Source organism: Novosphingobium sp. ES2-1 (genome assembly GCF_015169775.1).
GTDB lineage: Bacteria > Pseudomonadota > Alphaproteobacteria > Sphingomonadales > Sphingomonadaceae > Novosphingobium > Novosphingobium subterraneum.
In genome coordinates this window covers 1,954,990-1,971,168 of the sequence record NZ_CP063445.1, presented here as the reverse complement: position 1 = coordinate 1,971,168, position 16,179 = coordinate 1,954,990, and the positions used below count along the sequence as shown (strand labels likewise).

Annotated in this window: 12 protein-coding genes; 8 read left to right on the top strand and 4 right to left on the bottom strand. The window is 60.3% G+C overall.

Translation table 11 applies throughout. The features are described from left to right. Nucleotides 1-14: 14 nt before the first annotated feature. Nucleotides 15-1,412, top strand: coding sequence for a M20/M25/M40 family metallo-hydrolase (locus IM701_RS09505; protein WP_193826784.1), 1,398 nt, complete (start codon nucleotides 15-17; stop codon nucleotides 1,410-1,412). Here IM701_RS09505 and IM701_RS09500 read toward each other — a convergent pair. Then, nucleotides 1,393-2,007 carry a TetR family transcriptional regulator C-terminal domain-containing protein gene (locus IM701_RS09500; RefSeq protein ID WP_062342833.1) on the bottom strand — a complete coding sequence of 205 codons (615 nt, stop codon included), beginning with the start codon at nucleotides 2,005-2,007 and terminating at the stop codon, nucleotides 1,393-1,395. The genes IM701_RS09505 and IM701_RS09500 overlap by 20 nt on opposite strands. 60 nt (nucleotides 2,008-2,067) lie before the next feature. Here IM701_RS09500 and IM701_RS09495 point away from each other — a divergent pair, with 60 nt between their 5' ends. Both IM701_RS09495 and IM701_RS09490 read left to right on the top strand, forming a co-directional pair. Beyond that, nucleotides 2,068-3,249, top strand: a complete 1,182-nt coding sequence (locus IM701_RS09495) for an aromatic ring-hydroxylating dioxygenase subunit alpha (protein WP_193826783.1) — start codon at nucleotides 2,068-2,070, stop codon at nucleotides 3,247-3,249. 26 nt (nucleotides 3,250-3,275) lie between these two features. Then, nucleotides 3,276-4,877, top strand: a complete 1,602-nt coding sequence (locus IM701_RS09490) for an NAD(P)/FAD-dependent oxidoreductase (RefSeq protein ID WP_193826782.1) — start codon at nucleotides 3,276-3,278, stop codon at nucleotides 4,875-4,877. Here the strand turns inward: IM701_RS09490 and IM701_RS09485 are convergent. Continuing rightward, entirely contained in the window at nucleotides 4,831-6,132 is a 1,302-nt protein-coding gene (locus tag IM701_RS09485) for an amino acid permease (RefSeq protein WP_193826781.1), read from the bottom strand. The genes IM701_RS09490 and IM701_RS09485 overlap by 47 nt on opposite strands. Nucleotides 6,133-6,212: 80 nt before the next feature. Between IM701_RS09485 and IM701_RS09480 the strand changes: the two genes are divergently transcribed. After that, the gene (locus tag IM701_RS09480) at nucleotides 6,213-7,844 is read left to right on the top strand and encodes a sulfotransferase (RefSeq protein ID WP_230487646.1); all 1,632 of its coding nucleotides are present in this window, start codon (nucleotides 6,213-6,215) and stop codon (nucleotides 7,842-7,844) included. A 109-nt stretch (nucleotides 7,845-7,953) separates the two neighbouring features. After that, a complete protein-coding gene (locus tag IM701_RS09475; RefSeq protein WP_193826779.1) occupies nucleotides 7,954-10,512 on the top strand; it encodes a TonB-dependent receptor in 2,559 nt (852 codons plus the stop codon). Between the two features lie 21 nt (nucleotides 10,513-10,533). Here the strand turns inward: IM701_RS09475 and IM701_RS09470 are convergent, their stop codons facing one another. After that, nucleotides 10,534-11,499 (bottom strand): ketopantoate reductase family protein, encoded by a 966-nt coding sequence (locus IM701_RS09470; protein ID WP_230487645.1) that lies wholly within the window; start codon nucleotides 11,497-11,499, stop codon nucleotides 10,534-10,536. Nucleotides 11,500-11,630: 131 nt separating this feature from the next. Here IM701_RS09470 and mdlC point away from each other — a divergent pair, with 131 nt between their 5' ends. Genes mdlC through IM701_RS09455 form a run of 3 tightly spaced genes read left to right on the top strand, consistent with a single transcriptional unit; the run spans nucleotide 11,631 to nucleotide 14,976 of the window. Then, nucleotides 11,631-13,139, top strand: coding sequence for a benzoylformate decarboxylase (gene mdlC / locus IM701_RS09465; protein WP_230487644.1), 1,509 nt, complete (start codon nucleotides 11,631-11,633; stop codon nucleotides 13,137-13,139). Beyond that, the gene (locus IM701_RS09460; protein ID WP_193826777.1) at nucleotides 13,136-14,479 is read left to right on the top strand and encodes an SRPBCC family protein; all 1,344 of its coding nucleotides are present in this window, start codon (nucleotides 13,136-13,138) and stop codon (nucleotides 14,477-14,479) included. Before mdlC ends, IM701_RS09460 begins: the two co-directional genes overlap by 4 nt. After that, nucleotides 14,476-14,976, top strand: a complete 501-nt coding sequence (locus IM701_RS09455) for an aromatic-ring-hydroxylating dioxygenase subunit beta (protein ID WP_062342819.1) — start codon at nucleotides 14,476-14,478, stop codon at nucleotides 14,974-14,976. Before IM701_RS09460 ends, IM701_RS09455 begins: the two co-directional genes overlap by 4 nt. Here the strand turns inward: IM701_RS09455 and ald are convergent, their stop codons facing one another. Continuing rightward, a complete protein-coding gene (ald, locus tag IM701_RS09450) occupies nucleotides 14,977-16,092 on the bottom strand; it encodes an alanine dehydrogenase (protein ID WP_062342817.1) in 1,116 nt (371 codons plus the stop codon). Nucleotides 16,093-16,179: the final 87 nt, after the last annotated feature.

Below are 16,179 nucleotides of genomic sequence, written 5' to 3'. Positions count from 1 at the left end.
GAGGAGTCTTGTACATGCCGCCCAAGTTCCGAATTGTCCTTGCCGCTTCAATTGCGTGCTCCATGCCTGCCGTCGCGAAGGAGCCCACTTATCCAAAGGCCGAGGCTCAGGTACTCGACCTGTCGCAGAAGGCCATTGCCATTCGCTCGGTGCGGGGGGACGGCAACAAGACCATCGATGTCGCCAGGCTTTTCGGTGACGCGCTGGTGGCGGGCGGCTGGAGCACCTCGGATATCGAGATCACGCCGGTGGACGATACCGCCTATATCATCGCGACGTGGAAGGGCAGCAATCCGGCGCTCAAACCTCTGGTGATCTCGGGTCACATGGACGTGGTCGAGGCCAGGCGCGAGGATTGGGAGCGCGATCCTTTCGTGCCAGTGGTTGAGGACGGCATCCTCTATGGCCGTGGCGCGAGCGATATGAAGTTCGACGGGGCGCTGGCCCTTTCGACGCTCATCGAACTGCGCCGACAGGGCTTTAAGCCCAGGCGCACCATCGTCATCGAGTTTTCCGGAGACGAGGAAACGACGATGAAGACCAGCGCGATCATAGCCGAGAAGCTGAAGAACGCGGAATTGGTCATCAATGTTGATGGCGGTGGCGGACTCCTCGACGAGGCGACTGCCAAGCCTCTGTTCTGGACCTGGCAGGGCGCGGAGAAGACCTATGCCGACTATCGGCTGGAGGTGACCAATCCAGGCGGGCACAGTTCCGCGCCCCGGCCGGACAATGCGATCGTGCAACTCTCGCAAGCATTGGTGAAAGTTGGTGCCTACAAGTTCAAGGCCGAGCAGAACGAAATCACCAAGGCCGCGTTCGAGAAGGCAGCGCCATTTACCGAAAAGCCGGAGGTAGCTGCTGCGATGCGCGCCTTTGCGGCCAATCCTGCCGACGAGACGGCCTTGGCTACTCTGCGGGCCGATCCGGCCATGGTCGGACTGGTTGGCACTACATGTGTGCCGACGATGCTGGGCGGTGGGCACGCGGAAAATGCCCTGCCGCAGCGGGCCTTCGCCAACATCAACTGCCGCATCTTCCCGGGCCATTCCAAGGAAGAGATCATGGCGGAACTGGTCAAGGTCATTGGTGATCCGGTGGTAAAGGTCACCGATGTCACGGTCGGGTCGGTGGCTTCGCCGGCATCGCCGCTACGGCCTGATGTTATGGCCGCAGTGGCGAAGGCGATGGCCAAGGCCTATCCCGGTGTGCCGTTGATCCCCTCGCAATCATCTGGGGCATCTGATTCAATGTGGTTCCGCGCTGTCGGCGTGCCGAGCTACGGCCTGAGTCCGACGTTTGCGAAGGACTCGGAGTCGTTCGCCCATGGCCTCAATGAGCGGACCCGCCTCTCCAACATCCGTCCGGGGATCACCTATTACTTGAGCCTGATCACCGACCTGACGAAGTGATGGATGCGAGGAAGCCGCGGGCGATGTCCCGCGCTTCTCCGGCTGTGAAACACCCGGGCGACAGGCACAGTTCGAGCCAGAGCCCGTCCACCAGCGCCGTGACCGCGATGGCGTGTCGACGGCGTGCCGAGACAGGCACGCCGCAATCTCCTAACAGGGCTTCGAGCCGGGCGCGGTAAAGGGCGTATTGCTCGTCATGCTGACGAGCAATGTCCTTGCGTGCCGTGACAAGGCTCCAGAACGCGATCCACGTGGCCAGCAGGGCCGTATCTGCAATCGGCGGCGCAAAGGAGGCCGTGACGAAAGCTTCCAACCTGTCCTGAGGCGCGGGGCCGGCCTCGGCGACTGCAAGGTCGAGCGCTTCGGCAACACGGCGATCGACATGTTCGTACGTTGCGGCAACAAGCGCATCAACGCCACCGAAGTAGTGACCCACGAGGCCGACCGAGGCACCTGCTTCCTGCGCAATGGCACGGACGCTCGCCCCGGCTGCCCCGTTGCGGGCAAGCACGCGGGCACAAGCTTCGATAAGGCTCAAGCGCCGGACGTCGGGTTCTGTGCGACGGAACGCGGGGGATGCTGCTGCTTCGCTCATCTCTTGAACAATCTGCCCGTTGTTGTACGATTGTTCAACAGACAATCTGGATTCGGGTTCATGGGCGATCTATCCGGCGCATTCCGCCATATCTCATCGGACGAAGTCGATCCTGACGCGGACTGGAGCCTGCCGGGCTGGCTTTATACCGATCCGGAGTACTTTGCCGTCGAGATGGAGCGGGTGATCCGGCCGTCGTGGCAGATCGTCTGCCATGTAGGCGACCTTGCCGCTGCCGGAGAATACCGGACGCTGGATTACCTGAACGAAAGCGTAATCGCGATCCGAGGAGACGATGGCGTCATCCGCGCCTTCACCAACGTCTGCCGCCACCGCGCCATGCGTCTTGTCGAGGGCCCTGCAGGTTGTGCCAGAAAGCTGGTCTGCCCCTATCACGCCTGGACATTCGAGCCTGACGGACGGCTTTCGGGCGTGCCCATGAAGTCGGATTACCCGGCGCTGAAACTCGAAGATAATGGCCTAGTGCCGGTTGCGGTCGAGATCTGGCGTGGTTTTGTGTTCGTGCGTCTGGTTGATGCAGGCTTCCCGAGCGTCGCTGAAATGATGGCGCCGTTCGAGGAAGAGGTTGAGCCTTATCGGTTTGAGGATATGCGCCGCATCGGCGACGTGCGCCTGCGCGAGAGGCAGGTGAACTGGAAGAACGTTGGCGATAATTATTCCGACAACTTGCACATCCCGGTTGCGCACGATGGCCTGACGCGCATTTTCGGGAAATCGTACGAGATCTCCGACCACGGCTGGGTTGACCGGATGAAGGGCGATCTTGTCGACAAGCCTTCGGCGAATTTCTGGGAACGGTTCTATCAGACGCACCTGCCAGAAGTGCCGCATCTTCCGCAGCAATCGCAGCGCCGGTGGCTGTATTACAAGCTCTGGCCGAACATGGCGTTCGATATCTATGCCGACCAGATTGATTTCATGCAGTGGTTGCCGTTGACGCCCACGACTTCGGTGCTGCGCGAGATGTGTTTTGCGCTACCGGACGAACGCCGAGAGATGAAGCTGGTGCGCTATGCAAATTGGCGGATCAACCGGGTGGTCAATGCAGAAGATACCTGGCTGATCGAACGGATTCAGCAGGGCATGGCGTCGAACTCCTACGGGGCAGGGCCGATTGGCAAGAGCGAAGTGTGCCTGCGCAGCTTCGCCCGCAAAATCCGCGCGATCACGCCCGAGGCGCGACTGCACAGGGCTCCGTCGGCTGGCTGGTCGAAGAAGTAATCACGATGGTTTCGGGGAATAATCGCATGTCCAACCGTTACGACGCACTGATCATCGGCGGCGGCCACAATGGCCTGGTCTGCGCATTCTATCTCGCCAGGGCGGGAATGAAGGTGCGCGTGCTGGAACGTCGCGACATTGTCGGTGGCGCAGCAGTCACCGAGGAATTCCACCCCGGCTTCCGCAACTCGACCGCGAGCTACACTGTCAGCCTGCTGCGGCCCAAGGTGATCGCAGACATGAAGCTCCACGATCATGGCTATCGCGTGATCGAGCGGACAATCAGCAACTTCTTTCCGTTTCCCGATACGTACCTCAAGCTGGGTGGCGGGCCGGGGCGCACGGAGGCGGAGTTCGCGCGCTTTTCCAAGAAGGATGCCGAGGCCTATCCCAGATACGACGCCGCGCTGGAAAAGGTCGCCAACGTGCTGCGCGACATTTCGCTGCAGACGCCGCCGAATGTTGGTGGCGGCATTGCTGCGCTGAAGTCTGCTGCAATGCAGGGGTGGCCGATCGCCAAGCTCGACATGGCAACGCAGCGTGACCTGCTGGATATCTTCACCAAGTCGGCGCGCGATTTCCTTGATGGCTGGTTCGAGGACGATCACGTCAAGTCGGCATTCGCGTTTGACGCGGTGGTGGGCAACTATGCTGGCGTTTCGACGCCCGGCTCTGCCTATGTGCTGCTCCACCATGTCTTTGGCGAGGTAAACGGCAAGCTGGGCGCATGGGGCCATTCTGTCGGCGGCATGGGCGCGATCACGCAGGCGATGGCCAAGGCCTGTGCCGAGGTCGGCGTCGAAATCAGCCTTGAAGCACCGGTTTCCAAGGTGCTGGTCAGCAACGGCAAGGCTGCGGGCGTGAAGCTGGAAGGTGGCGAAGAGCTTTACGCGCCGATCGTCGCTGCCAATGTCGGCCCCGCGCTGCTTTACCGGCAACTGGTCGACTCCTCGGATCTCGAAGAGGACTTCAACCGCCGGATAAAGGGCTACAAGACCGGTTCCGGCACCTTCCGCATGAATGTCGCGTTATCCGAACTGCCGGATTTCACTGTGCTGCCCGGCAAGGAACAGGCCGAACATCACACGGCCGGAATCATCATCGCGCCAGGCATGGATTACATGGATCAGGCCTTCATCGATGCCCAGCAGCACGGCTGGTCGAAGAAGCCGATCGTGGAGATCAAGATCCCGAGCACCGTCGACGACAGTCTGGCGCCTCCGGGGCAGCACGTAGCGAGCCTGTTCTGCCAGCAGTTCGATCCGAACATCGATTGGGATGCGCATCGCGAAGAAGTGGCGGACCTGATCATCGATACCGTCACCGAGCATGCGCCGAACTTCAAGGGTGCAGTCATCGCACGGCAGATACATTCGCCTTTGGACCTGGAGCGCAAGTTCGGGCTTATCGGGGGCGACATCTTCCACGGCACCATGGGCCTCGATCAGCTTTGGGCTGCGCGCCCGGTGCTTGGTCATGGTGACTATCGTTCGCCGATCAAGGGCCTCTACATGTGCGGATCGGGAACCCATCCTGGGGGCGGCGTGACCGGAGCGCCCGGCCACAACGCGGCGCACGAGATCATCCGTGACCGTTCAGTGCTGTGGAAGCTGCTGCATCGCTCCTGACCCAGAGATAGACCGGCAATCCGAGCGCAATGAAGCCCGCGCCATAAGAAAGGGCTTCGCCGCCGAGGCCCCATGCCGCCCAGGCAATGAAGCCTGCTCCGATGAGAGCTGCGACGGCCAGAATGCGCTCGCCCGGTAGCAGGCGCACGGCCGAGAGCATGGCGAGGAAATAGGACAGCATGCCGGCGGCGAGGCTTACGGAGGCGATGAATGCGAAGAGGTCTCCCATCCCGCGACCGAAGTTCAGCAAGGTCACGATGCTCAGCAAGACACTTGAAACCAGGTGCGAGCGTACCGGTGTGCCGCGGGACCCTTCTGTTGCGAACCAGCGCGGGAAGACGCCGCCCTTCGCCATAGCCCAAGGCACTTCGCCTTGAAGAAGGATGAAACCATTGAGCGTGCCGAACGCGCTGATCGCGGCGAAGACTGCGACGATCTGACCCACACCGGACCCGAAGAACCGCGCGAGAAAATCGGCCACTGGCGCAGGAGATGCGGCGGCAGCTTGCATGGGCATGTAAAGTGCGAAGGCGGTGGAAATGCCGATGTAGACGAACCCGGTCAGTGCGACGCCGATTAGTGTGGCGCGCGGGACGACCGAGGCGGCGTTCTCCACCTTGTCAGCAGGGACGGTTGCTGACTCAAGGCCGAGGAAGCCCCAGAAGGTGAGGCCAGCTGCCGCTGCAACCACCGTGCCTGACAGCGGCACCGCAGGCTGCACTGCACGGGGGGCGCCAGTAAGCAGCAACCACAGAGTCAGGCCAATAAGGCCAACCAGCGGCACCAGTTTGAGTACCGTGGTGACAACCGATACATCGCCAGCGGCGCGGACACCCCGAATGTTGACCGCGGTGAGCAACCACACGCACCCGACGGAGATGATCGCAGGAAGCCCGGGAACGCGGCCCATGACGGGAAAGATCAGGCTCAGGTTGGATACGACCGCGACTGCTACGGCGCCGTTGCCCGCCCAGATCATTGTCCAATACGACCAGGCAGTTACAAAGCCTCCAACCGGTCCGAATGCGGCCTGCGCATACGCATAGGGTCCTCCCGCCAACGGCAGGCGTGCCCCAAGGCGGGCAAAGGTGAAAGCAAGGCACAGCGCACCGGTGATCGTCACCGCCCAGCCAATCAACTGGTTTTGACCCAGGGGTGCAAGCGTTGCGGGCAGGATGTAGATTCCCGAACCGATCATGTTGCCAACGACCAGCGCCAGCGTCATCCAGAAGCCCAGCTTGCGCGTCGCGATCATTGGCAACTGGTTCCCTTCATTGTGCTTGGGTGAAGACTAGCGCTTGATCGCGAGGCGTCACCATGTTTGTGATGCAGTTGATGACCAATGTGACCACGTCTTCGCCGCGCATTGCTGCACCGGTCTACGATCCCCGGCTTGTCCGTGCGGCAGTCGCCATGAACGAGAACGACTTGCCAACGGCCGAGCCGCTTCTGCGGTCGCTGCTGAAGGACGATCCCTTCGATGTCCGCGCCATCCGACTGTTTGCCGAACTGGCGGGACGTATCGGGCGCTATAATGACGCAGAGAACCTGTTGCGCAGGGCAATCGAGCTTGCTCCGCAGTTCACGGCAGCAAGGGCGAATCTCGCGCTGGTCCTCTACCGCACAAACCGGGCACCGGAGGCGCTGGAAGAGCTGGCAAAAGTCACGGCTGACGATCCGGACAACGCCGGGCACGCCAACTTGCAGGCAGCTGCCTATGGCCGCATAGGCGAGTTCGACGAGGCTCTTGCGCTCTACCAACAAGTGCTGCGGCAAGCGCCCAACCAGCCCCGCGTCTGGATGAGCTATGGCCATATGCTCAAGACCGTTGGGCGGCAGGCGGAGGGTATCGCCGCCTACCGCAAGGCCATCGAACTTCTGCCAGTGCTTGGAGAGGCCTGGTGGAGCCTTGCAAATTTGAAGACGGTGAAGTTTAGCAATGACGACATAGCGGCCATGCAGCAGGCACTGGCGCGGACGGACCTCACTGCGGAAGATCGCTGGCATCTCGATTTCGCGCTGGGCAAGGCTTTCGAGGATCGAGGAGAGGCAGAGGCGTCGTTTGCGCACTACGCGGCAGGCAACGAGTTGCGTCGTCGTCGGATACCATATCGAGCGGAAGATGCGACCCAGAACGTGAATGCTGCGATCGCAGCTTTCACGCCGGCTGTCGTCGCTGGATTGCAGGGGAAGGGGTGCACAGCGCCTGATCCAATCTTCGTTCTTGGCATGCCCCGCGCGGGCTCGACGCTGGTCGAGCAGATCCTGTCCAGTCACTCGCAGGTGGAAGGTACGAGCGAACTCTCCGACATCGGCTTCCTTGCACGCAGTGTCGAAGGCTATCCCGAAGCGCTGTCAGCTCTCGATGGTGACGAACTGCGCAAGCTTGGCGAAGCCTATCTTTCGCGAACCCGGGTGCAACGGCATACGGCACGGCCATTGTTCATCGACAAGATGCCGAACAACTGGCTGCATGTGCCCTTTATCCATGCGATCCTGCCGAACGCCAGGATTATCGATGCCCGTCGTCATCCGCTCGCCTGCTGCTTCTCGAACTTCAAGCAGCATTTCGCGCGGGGGCAGGGCTTCAGTTATTCGCTGGATGACATGGGCCGCTATTACCGCGACTATGTGCGGGCGATGGCGCACTTTGATCAGGTGCTCCCGGGCGTCGTGCACAGAGTGATATACGAGCGGATGGTAGAGCAGACGGAAGCCGAAGTTAGGGCTCTGCTGGCCCATTGTGGCTTGCCATTCGAGGAGTCCTGTCTCGCGTTCCATGAGACCGAACGCGCAGTGAGGACTGCAAGTTCGGAACAGGTGCGTCGCCCGATTTTTCGCGATGGAACAGAGGCATGGAAGCCTTTCGAGCAATGGTTGGAGCCTCTCAGATCGGTGTTGGGTGACGTTCTCGAGGCCTATCCGGATGCGCCGGCAGACTTCGGAACCGACATCGTTGTAAATTAGCCACGCTTGCAGGGTTAACGCTCGCTTCGTGCAGTATCCTGCTTGACGATAAGGATCGCGGAAGAGCAGCATCGTCGCGCAAAACAGAAACATGAGGGTAAATTCTGCTATGCGCGGGCACACCAAGATCAATCGTCGTACGCAGTTGGCCAAGGTTCTCATGTTGGCGGGGGCGGCAGTTAGTTTCCCGGCGATGGCGCAGGAAGCACAGACGGATGCTGCGGAATCCGACCCCAACGTCATCATCGTTACCGCGCAAAAGCGCAGCGAGAACCTGCAAAACGTGCCCATTTCGATCCAGGCGCTTGGCACGCAGAAGCTGGAGCAGCTCGGGGTCGCCAGCTTCACCGACTATGCGCAGCAGCTGCCATCGGTCACGTTCCAGGCGCTCGGCGGAACGCCAGGTACGAACGTTGTCTACATGCGCGGTGTGGCCTCGGGCGGCGATGGCAATCACTCTGGCTCGCTGCCGTCGGTCGGGGTCTATCTCGACGAGCAACCGGTTACCACCATCGGCGGCAACCTTGACGTGCATGTCTATGACATCGCCCGCATCGAAAGCCTCTCTGGCCCGCAGGGCACGCTTTACGGGGCATCGTCCGAGGCCGGGACAATTCGCATCATCACCAACAAGCCCGATACGTCCGGCTTCTACGGCAGCGTCGACGGCGAGGTGAACACGGTCCGCAAGGGCGGACAGGGCTACAAGCTCGAAGGCATGATCAACGCGCCGCTGTCCTCCAACGCGGCTTTGCGTGTGGTGGGCTGGTATCAGCGCGATGCCGGCTTCATCGATAATGTGCCAGGCACGCGCACGTTCTGCGGCACGCCGACATTCGACGACGAAGATAATATCAACGGCTGCATCAAGGATGGCGTCAGCGTCAACAACGCGGCCTTCGTCAAGAAGGACTACAATTACACCGACATCTACGGTGGCCGCGCTGCGCTCAAGGTCGATCTGGACGAAAATTGGACCGTCACGCCGCAGTTCATGTACCAGGAAACCAAGAGCCGCGGGTCTTATGGATATGATCCGTCGGTCGGTGATCTTCAGGTGCAGCACTTCTTCCCGGAGTTCCGCAACGACAAGTTCTGGCAGGCTGCGCTGACGATCGAGGGCAAGTTTGGCAACTGGGACGTGACTTACGCAGGCGCGTATCTTGATCGCAAGACCTTCCAGTCAAGCGATTATACCGACTATTCGGAAGCTTACGATTCGCTGTATGAATCCGTTGGCGGCTTGGCCAACTACTTCTATTATCAGGACTCTCTCGGAAACACGATTGATCCTCGGCAGAACGTGATCGGCACCGATCACTTCAAGAAATTCAGTCAGGAGTTTCGGGTCGCTTCCCCTTCGGCAGAGGCCTTTCGTTTCGTTGGGGGCCTGTTCTATCAGTATCAGTCCAACCTCATTCATCAGGACTACAAGATCAACAATCTTGGTCCGCTTGTTTCGGTGAATGGCTTCCCGGGCACGCTCTGGCTCACGCAACAGAAGCGCGTCGACAAAGACTATGCGATGTTCGGGGAGTTCAGTCTGGACTTGTCACCGACGGTGACGCTGACAGCAGGTGGCCGCGCCTTTATCTATGACAACTCGTTGATCGGTTTCTTCGGCTTCGGCAGGAATCCCGGCAGCGACTTCAACGACACTCCGTTCAATGGTGCCGGCAGCTTCGCCACAGGCGTAGGTAGTTGCTTCACAAGCAACGGCGAACGCCTGTTCACCAAGGACGAGAACGGTGATTGGCAGCGTACCGGCTCGGGCACATTGTTGCCGGCTGTCGTTGCGGGTAGTCCCTGCAACAATCTCGGGCGCGTCATCAATGGTGAGGTCAAGCCGGTCAGGGCGATCGGTTCGGGCGGTACATACCGCTTCAATGCAACTTGGAAGCCGAACAGCGACGTGCTGGCTTACGCTACGGTGTCACGCGGATTTCGTCCGGGCGGCATCAACCGCAGAGGCGACTTCGGCGCTTATCAGCCCGATTACCTTACCAACTACGAACTTGGCTTCAAAACGACGCTGGCGAACGGCCTGCTACGCCTGAATGGTGCGGTTTATCAGCAGGACTGGAAGAATTTCCAGTTCTCTTACCTTGGCCCAAACAGCTTCACAATCATCACCAATGGTCCGAATGCGCGGATTCGTGGCTTTGACTTAGATGCAGCGATTTCGCTGGATCGCCTGAGCATCAATCTGTCCGGTGCCTATACCGACGCGAAAATCCGCAACAATCTTTGCGCAGCCATTGATCCTACCTTCACCTGCTCCGACCCCGATAATTCGCTGCAGGCGCCGGCAGGAACCCGCCTTCCGATTACTCCGCAGTGGAAGATGAGCGGAACCGCTCGCTACGCGGTGCCGATGGGCGAGGGCAAGGTCTACGGACAGGTCAACGCGACGTACCAAAGTTCCGCAAGCTCGGACCTTCGCGTTGATTTTGCAGCGGCGCAGGGGCGGCTAGAGGGCTTTGGCCAAGTCAATCTTGCGATCGGGGGTGAGTGGTCGAGTTATTCGATCGAAGCCTTTGTACGCAATTTGACCGACGAACGTGGCCAATTGTCGCGCTTCGTTCAGTGCGGCGCCTGCACGCAGCGTCCCTACATCGTGCCTACAACGCCGCGCATGTTCGGGCTGCGGGCCGGCGCAAAGTTCTGACAATGCGCCGCCCGGTCGGGATCAAATCCGGCCGGGCTCGCCCATCCTGACAAGTTCGGCGAGCGTCTCGGTAACCGGGGCGGCAAGTCCTGCTCGTTTTGCTGCTGCAATGATCTGACCGTTGATCGCCTCTATCTCCGTTGTGCGACCTGCCTGTCTGTCTTGTAGCATGGACGGCTTGTGCGCCCGGTGGTTGGTGAGCGCGAAATCGGTCTTGGCCAGGAGGCGGTCCCTATCCATCCGGATGCCCTGCGCGTTCGCCACTGCGATCGTCTCGTCGATTACTGCTGTGGCAACTCTTCGGCCTTCCGGGGAATCGAGGCCACCAACAGGACGTTCGAGGATGGTCGCAAGCGCGTTCAGTGCGGCATTGAAGGCTGCCTTCTCCCAGATTGCTGCAAGCACGAGGGGATCATGCTGCGCCTGCATTGCTGCAGCATTGAGACATTTGACAGCTTCGACTGCCGAGCTTTGTCCACCTGCCGTGAACGATCCAAGCCAGACGTGGCCCGTCCCGTGCGCCGCCACGGCGTTGGGAGGGGACAGGTCCGCTGGCCAGTCTGTCACGCCGACAAGCGTACGGTCTGGCGTGAACACCTCCGAAATGGCCTCGGCATTTCCCAAGCCATTTTGAAGGGTCAATGCACAGCAATGCCCGTCTGCAAGGTGGGCAACGGATTGAATCGCAGCACGACTGTGCATGGCCTTTGTGAAAAGCAGCAACAGATCTGCGTTGGGTGCGCCGGCTGCCAGGGCAGTGCCTACGGCCATCACGCAGTTGCCGCATTCGTCGTGGAGTTCGACGCCCCTTTTTGCAATCGTCTCGAGGCGGTCCGCATCGATGTCCACCAAGGTGACCATTTTTCCTGCACGGGCCAGACGTCCGGCGAAAAGACATCCCATGGCTCCCGCACCTACCACCACCACTCGTTCCATGTTCCCTCCCAGGCGGGGTGGGCTTACAAAGTGTGCCCAACTCTGTTTCACTTACGGGGGGCAGCAAGATATAACAATTGTGCGCATGCCAATGACGCACCATGCTTTGCACCGGGTGAACCTAGAGGAGCGAGATGCCGAGAGTTCGAGAAATTTCGCTAGAGGTGATGCGCGAAGTTGGGATGACGACGGTTTTCGGAAATCCGGGCTCTACCGAATTGCCGATGTTCCGGGATTTTCCGGCGGACTTTCGCTATGTGATGGGGCTGCAGGAAAGCATCGTTCTCGGCATGGCCGATGGATATGCACAAGGAACGGGCCGTGCGGCGCTCGTCAATCTCCATAGCTCGGCCGGGGTCGGGCATGCTTTGGGAAACCTGTTTACCGCGTACAAGAACCAGACGCCGCTGGTGGTGACGGCTGGGCAGCAGGCTCGGTCCTTACTGCCATATGAGCCATTCCTGTTCGCAGAGCGCGCCAGCGAGTTTCCTCGGCCATTCGTTAAATGGTCGTGCGAGCCGGCGCGCGCGGAAGATGTTCCTGCAGCCCTTCACCGCGCTTGGTTGGTGGCGATGGAGCCACCCCGAGGCCCCACGTTCGTTTCGATCCCGATCGACGACTGGGATCGCGAGTGCGAGCCATTTGTATTACGCAAAGTCCATCCCGCCCGCGCTCCGGACAGCATTGCACTGGCCGAATGCGCCAATGCCCTAGCACGTTCCGATCGCCCTGCGTTCGTTGTCGGAGCAGGTGTTGCGCGCGACGGGGTGTGGGATGAGGTCGTCGCGCTGGCCGAAAGGCACAATGCCGCGGTCTGGGTTGCGCCGATGTCCGCACGGTGCAGCTTTCCCGAAAATCATCCGCTCTTCGCCGGCTTTCTCACGGCGGCCCGCGAAGCCATCGTTTCTGCACTTGCTCCATATGACTTCGTTCTGGCCCTCGGCGGACCCATGAATCTGTATCATGTCGAGGGAGGCGGGCTCCATGTTCCCGAAAGCTGTGAAGTCTGGCTGATCGGCGATAATCATGTGCACGCAGCATGGGCGCCAGCGGGAACGGCAATAGTTGGCAATTGCAGAGATGCGATTGTCTCGCTGCTTGCCAAAGGCGGCCTTGCGCCGCGAACGGCACCCATGTCGCGACTGCACCCTGAACCGCTCGATGGTGCGGTCATGTCGGACGCGTTCGTCCTGCAACGACTTGCGGCCTTGCGTGATCCGCACAGCATTATCGTTGAGGAGGCTCCGTCAAGTCGTGGCGCAATGCATGACCGCTTGCCGATCGTGCACAAGGATACCTTCTACACCACGGCCAGCGGCGGTTTGGGGCATGGCCTGCCGGCCGCAGTGGGAATGGCGATGGCGCGTCCTGAGGAGAAGGTGGTTGCCGTACTTGGGGATGGCTCTGCCATGTATGCAATCCAGGGCTTGCACGCAGCGGTGCAGCATGGGCTTCCAGTCAGCTTCATCATAATCAAGAACAACCGCTACGAAGCATTACACCATTTCGGGCATCACTTCGGAATGCAGGAGCTCGTCGGGACCAAGTTTCCGGAACTCGATTTCTGCAAGATTGCCGAAGGCCATGGCTTGACGGCGCGGAGGGCTGTTGACGCAGCCTCGCTTGATGGCGCGCTTTCATGGTCGCTGGCTTCGAAGGCGCCCACGCTTGTCGAAGCAATTGTGGCATGACGCTGCGTCTTACAGACCTCATTGACGACAGACCTGATGAAGGCGTGTTCCGCGTGAGCCGTGCGATCTTCGCCGATCAACGCGTTTTCGACGCCGAGATCCGGCGATTGTTCGAGGGCGGCTGGATATTCCTCGGACTGGAAAGCCAGGCGAGCGGGGCACACGACTTTTTCACGACTTTCGCCGGGCGGGTGCCGGTCCTCGTCCAGCGAGATGGTGAGGGCATCCTGCGAGGCTTCATAAACTCCTGTCCTCACAAGGGAGCGCGCCTGGCGCAGGTGCGACAGGGCAACGCGCGCCTGCACGTCTGTCCTTACCACAGCTGGTCGTTCGACAGCGCGGGCAGGAACAAGGCGGTGAAATGGAAGGCGGCCGGGTGCTATTCGGAGGCCTTCGATCAGGACAATCACGGGCTCGTGCCTTTGGCGCAGTTTTCCAACTATCGCGGTTTCCTGTTTGGTAGTCTGGCGGCAGACGTCCCGCCTCTGGTGGAATACCTTGGCGAGGCCGCCAAGTTGCTCGATCTCGTTGCCGACCAGAGCGCCGATGGCTTGGAGCTTGTACCCGGTCAGGTCACCTTTACCTTCGAGGCCAACTGGAAATTGCAATTGGAGAACTGTTCGGACGCTTATCACTTCACCTCTGCTCACCCGTCCTACATCCGAGTTCTCGAGCAGCGGCAGAAGGAGTTGAGCGCGGACGTCGTCGCTTCGGTCTGGGAAAACAGCGATTACTGGAAGGAGGATACGAAAGGTATCGGCGGTGGCAGTTTCAGCTTCGCCAACGGGCACGTGCTGAACTGGGGCGTGTTTGGCGTGACGCCAGCCATACCCCTGTATGAACGGGCGGAAGCGCTTGCTGCGCAACATGGCGAGGCTAGGCGTGACTGGATGTTCAACATGCGCAACCTCACCATCTTTCCGAACCTACAGATTGCGGAGAATGCTTCAAGCCAGCTGCGCGTGATACGTCCGCTCGGGCCGGGCTTAACGGAAATGCGAACGTGGTGCATCGCGCCGAAAGGGGAGAGCGATGCCGCCAGGCGTCAACGCATTCGCCAGTACGAGGATTTCTTCAATCCCACCGGCATGGCCACGCCCGACGACACGGTATCGTACGAGAACTGCCAGATCGGCTTTGCTGCAGAAATCGAACCTTGGCTACAGGGTTACGCACGAGGGATGACGGCGTCCGCCATAGGGGGAAATCGCTTCTCGGACAGAATTGATCTCTACCCGGAACGCAGTGTTTTGGCTGATTCCCAGCTTTGCGACGAGACGCTGTATCACAGCTACTACCGTGCGTGGGCAAAGCGCATGAGCGCGGAGTTTGCGGAATGACGCCAGCGATGACGCGAGAGCAGGCCGAGGAACTCCTTTATCTGGAGGCCCTGCTGATCGATACTGGTCGCTTCGACGAGTGGCTCGACCTGTTTACTGGAGACGTGGAATTCTGGATGCCGGCGTGGCGTGATGAAGTGACGCTTACCGATGACCCGGATCGAGAGTTGTCGCTGATCTACTACAGGGGGCGCCGCAACCTTGAGGATCGGGTCATGCGGCTTACGTCCGGTTTGTCTACCGCTTCTTCGCCTTTGCCCCGCGTGGTTCACCAGGTAACGAACGTTCTGTTGACTGACGCAGGGGACGGATATGCCGAAGTGTGCGCAGCATTTAACTGCCACCGCCATGACGTGCGCATGAACCGGTCGGACTGCTTTTTTGGCCGATACGAGTACCGTCTGGTCATCTCCGACGGGCGGTGGCGGATCGCACGCAAGAAGATCACTCTTCTCAACGACACGATCCCTACCGTGGTTGATATCAACGCCGTCTGATCAGGCGAGGACCTCTCCAACCGGAACGAAGTCGTACCCGAGTTCACGGGCAACGGCTTGATATGTAACCTTGCCTTCGTGAACGTTGAGACCCTCGGCGAGATTGAGGTCGGCCTTCAACGCTGCCATCCAGCCCATGTTGGCAATCCGCAGCGCGTGGGGAAGGGTGACGTTGTTCAGGGCATAAGTGCTGGTGCGTGCCACAGCGCCAGGCATGTTCGCCACGCAATAGTGAACGACGCCATCGACGATGTATGTCGGCTCGGCATGAGTTGTCGCCTTCGAGGTCTCGAAGCACCCGCCTTGATCGATGGCAACGTCCACCAGAACGGCGCCTGGCTTCATGGTCGACAGCATGTCGCGCGTAACGAGCTTCGGCGCGGCTGCTCCGGGGATGAGCACTGCGCCGATGACCAGATCGGCATCGGCAATGAGAGAGGCAAGCGCAGCCTTGCCTGAATAAAGCGTGCGGGCGCGGCCTTCGAAGTGGTTGTCGAGGCGCTCGAGCACGTCCGGGTCACGATCAAGGATCGTTACGTCCGCGCCAAGCCCAACGGCCATTTGTGCCGCGTTGAAGCCGACGACGCCACCGCCGATCACGACGACCTTTCCGGGCAATACGCCGGGTACGCCACCGAGGAGCACGCCGCGTCCGCCATGTGCCTTTTCAAGAGCCGTCGCGCCCGCCTGAATTGCCATGCGGCCTGCAACCTGGCTCATCGGCTTGAGAAGAGGCAGGGTGTTGCCCGTGCCCGTAACCGTCTCGTAGGCGATGGCCGTGACGCCGGACTTTACCAGATCGGCAGTCTGCTCGGGATCCGGAGCGAGGTGGAGATAGGTGTAGAGGATCTGGCCCTTGCGGAGCATTGCCCGCTCGACCGCCTGCGGTTCCTTGACCTTCACGATCATCTCGCAGCCGTCGAAGACGATCTTGGCGTCAGCTTTGATCATAGCGCCGGCGGCTTCGTAGTCCGCATCACTGGCCCCAATGCCGTTCCCAGCGCCGGTCTCCACCCACACCTCGTGTCCGTGTGCGGCCAATTCCCGAACGCTTTCCGGCGTCAGGCCGACGCGATATTCGTGATTCTTGATTTCCTTGACGGTGCCGACGCGCATTGAATCGCTCCCAGAAGCAGGTCTATTCAGTGCGGGCAGAGTATCGCGGTATGGCCGGCAGTTTTTGCCTAATTTTCGCGTTGAACA

Coding starts and splice junctions, on each gene's coding strand:
- IM701_RS09505 (WP_193826784.1), top strand. CDS start 15: ATGCCGCCCAAGTTCCGAATTGTCCTTGCCGCTTCAATTGCGTGCTCC.
- IM701_RS09500 (WP_062342833.1), bottom strand. CDS start 2,007: ATGAGCGAAGCAGCAGCATCCCCCGCGTTCCGTCGCACAGAACCCGAC.
- IM701_RS09495 (WP_193826783.1), top strand. CDS start 2,068: ATGGGCGATCTATCCGGCGCATTCCGCCATATCTCATCGGACGAAGTC.
- IM701_RS09490 (WP_193826782.1), top strand. CDS start 3,276: ATGTCCAACCGTTACGACGCACTGATCATCGGCGGCGGCCACAATGGC.
- IM701_RS09485 (WP_193826781.1), bottom strand. CDS start 6,132: ATGATCGCGACGCGCAAGCTGGGCTTCTGGATGACGCTGGCGCTGGTC.
- IM701_RS09480 (WP_230487646.1), top strand. CDS start 6,213: ATGACCAATGTGACCACGTCTTCGCCGCGCATTGCTGCACCGGTCTAC.
- IM701_RS09475 (WP_193826779.1), top strand. CDS start 7,954: ATGCGCGGGCACACCAAGATCAATCGTCGTACGCAGTTGGCCAAGGTT.
- mdlC (WP_230487644.1), top strand. CDS start 11,631: ATGACGACGGTTTTCGGAAATCCGGGCTCTACCGAATTGCCGATGTTC.
- IM701_RS09460 (WP_193826777.1), top strand. CDS start 13,136: ATGACGCTGCGTCTTACAGACCTCATTGACGACAGACCTGATGAAGGC.
- IM701_RS09455 (WP_062342819.1), top strand. CDS start 14,476: ATGACGCCAGCGATGACGCGAGAGCAGGCCGAGGAACTCCTTTATCTG.
- ald (WP_062342817.1), bottom strand. CDS start 16,092: ATGCGCGTCGGCACCGTCAAGGAAATCAAGAATCACGAATATCGCGTC.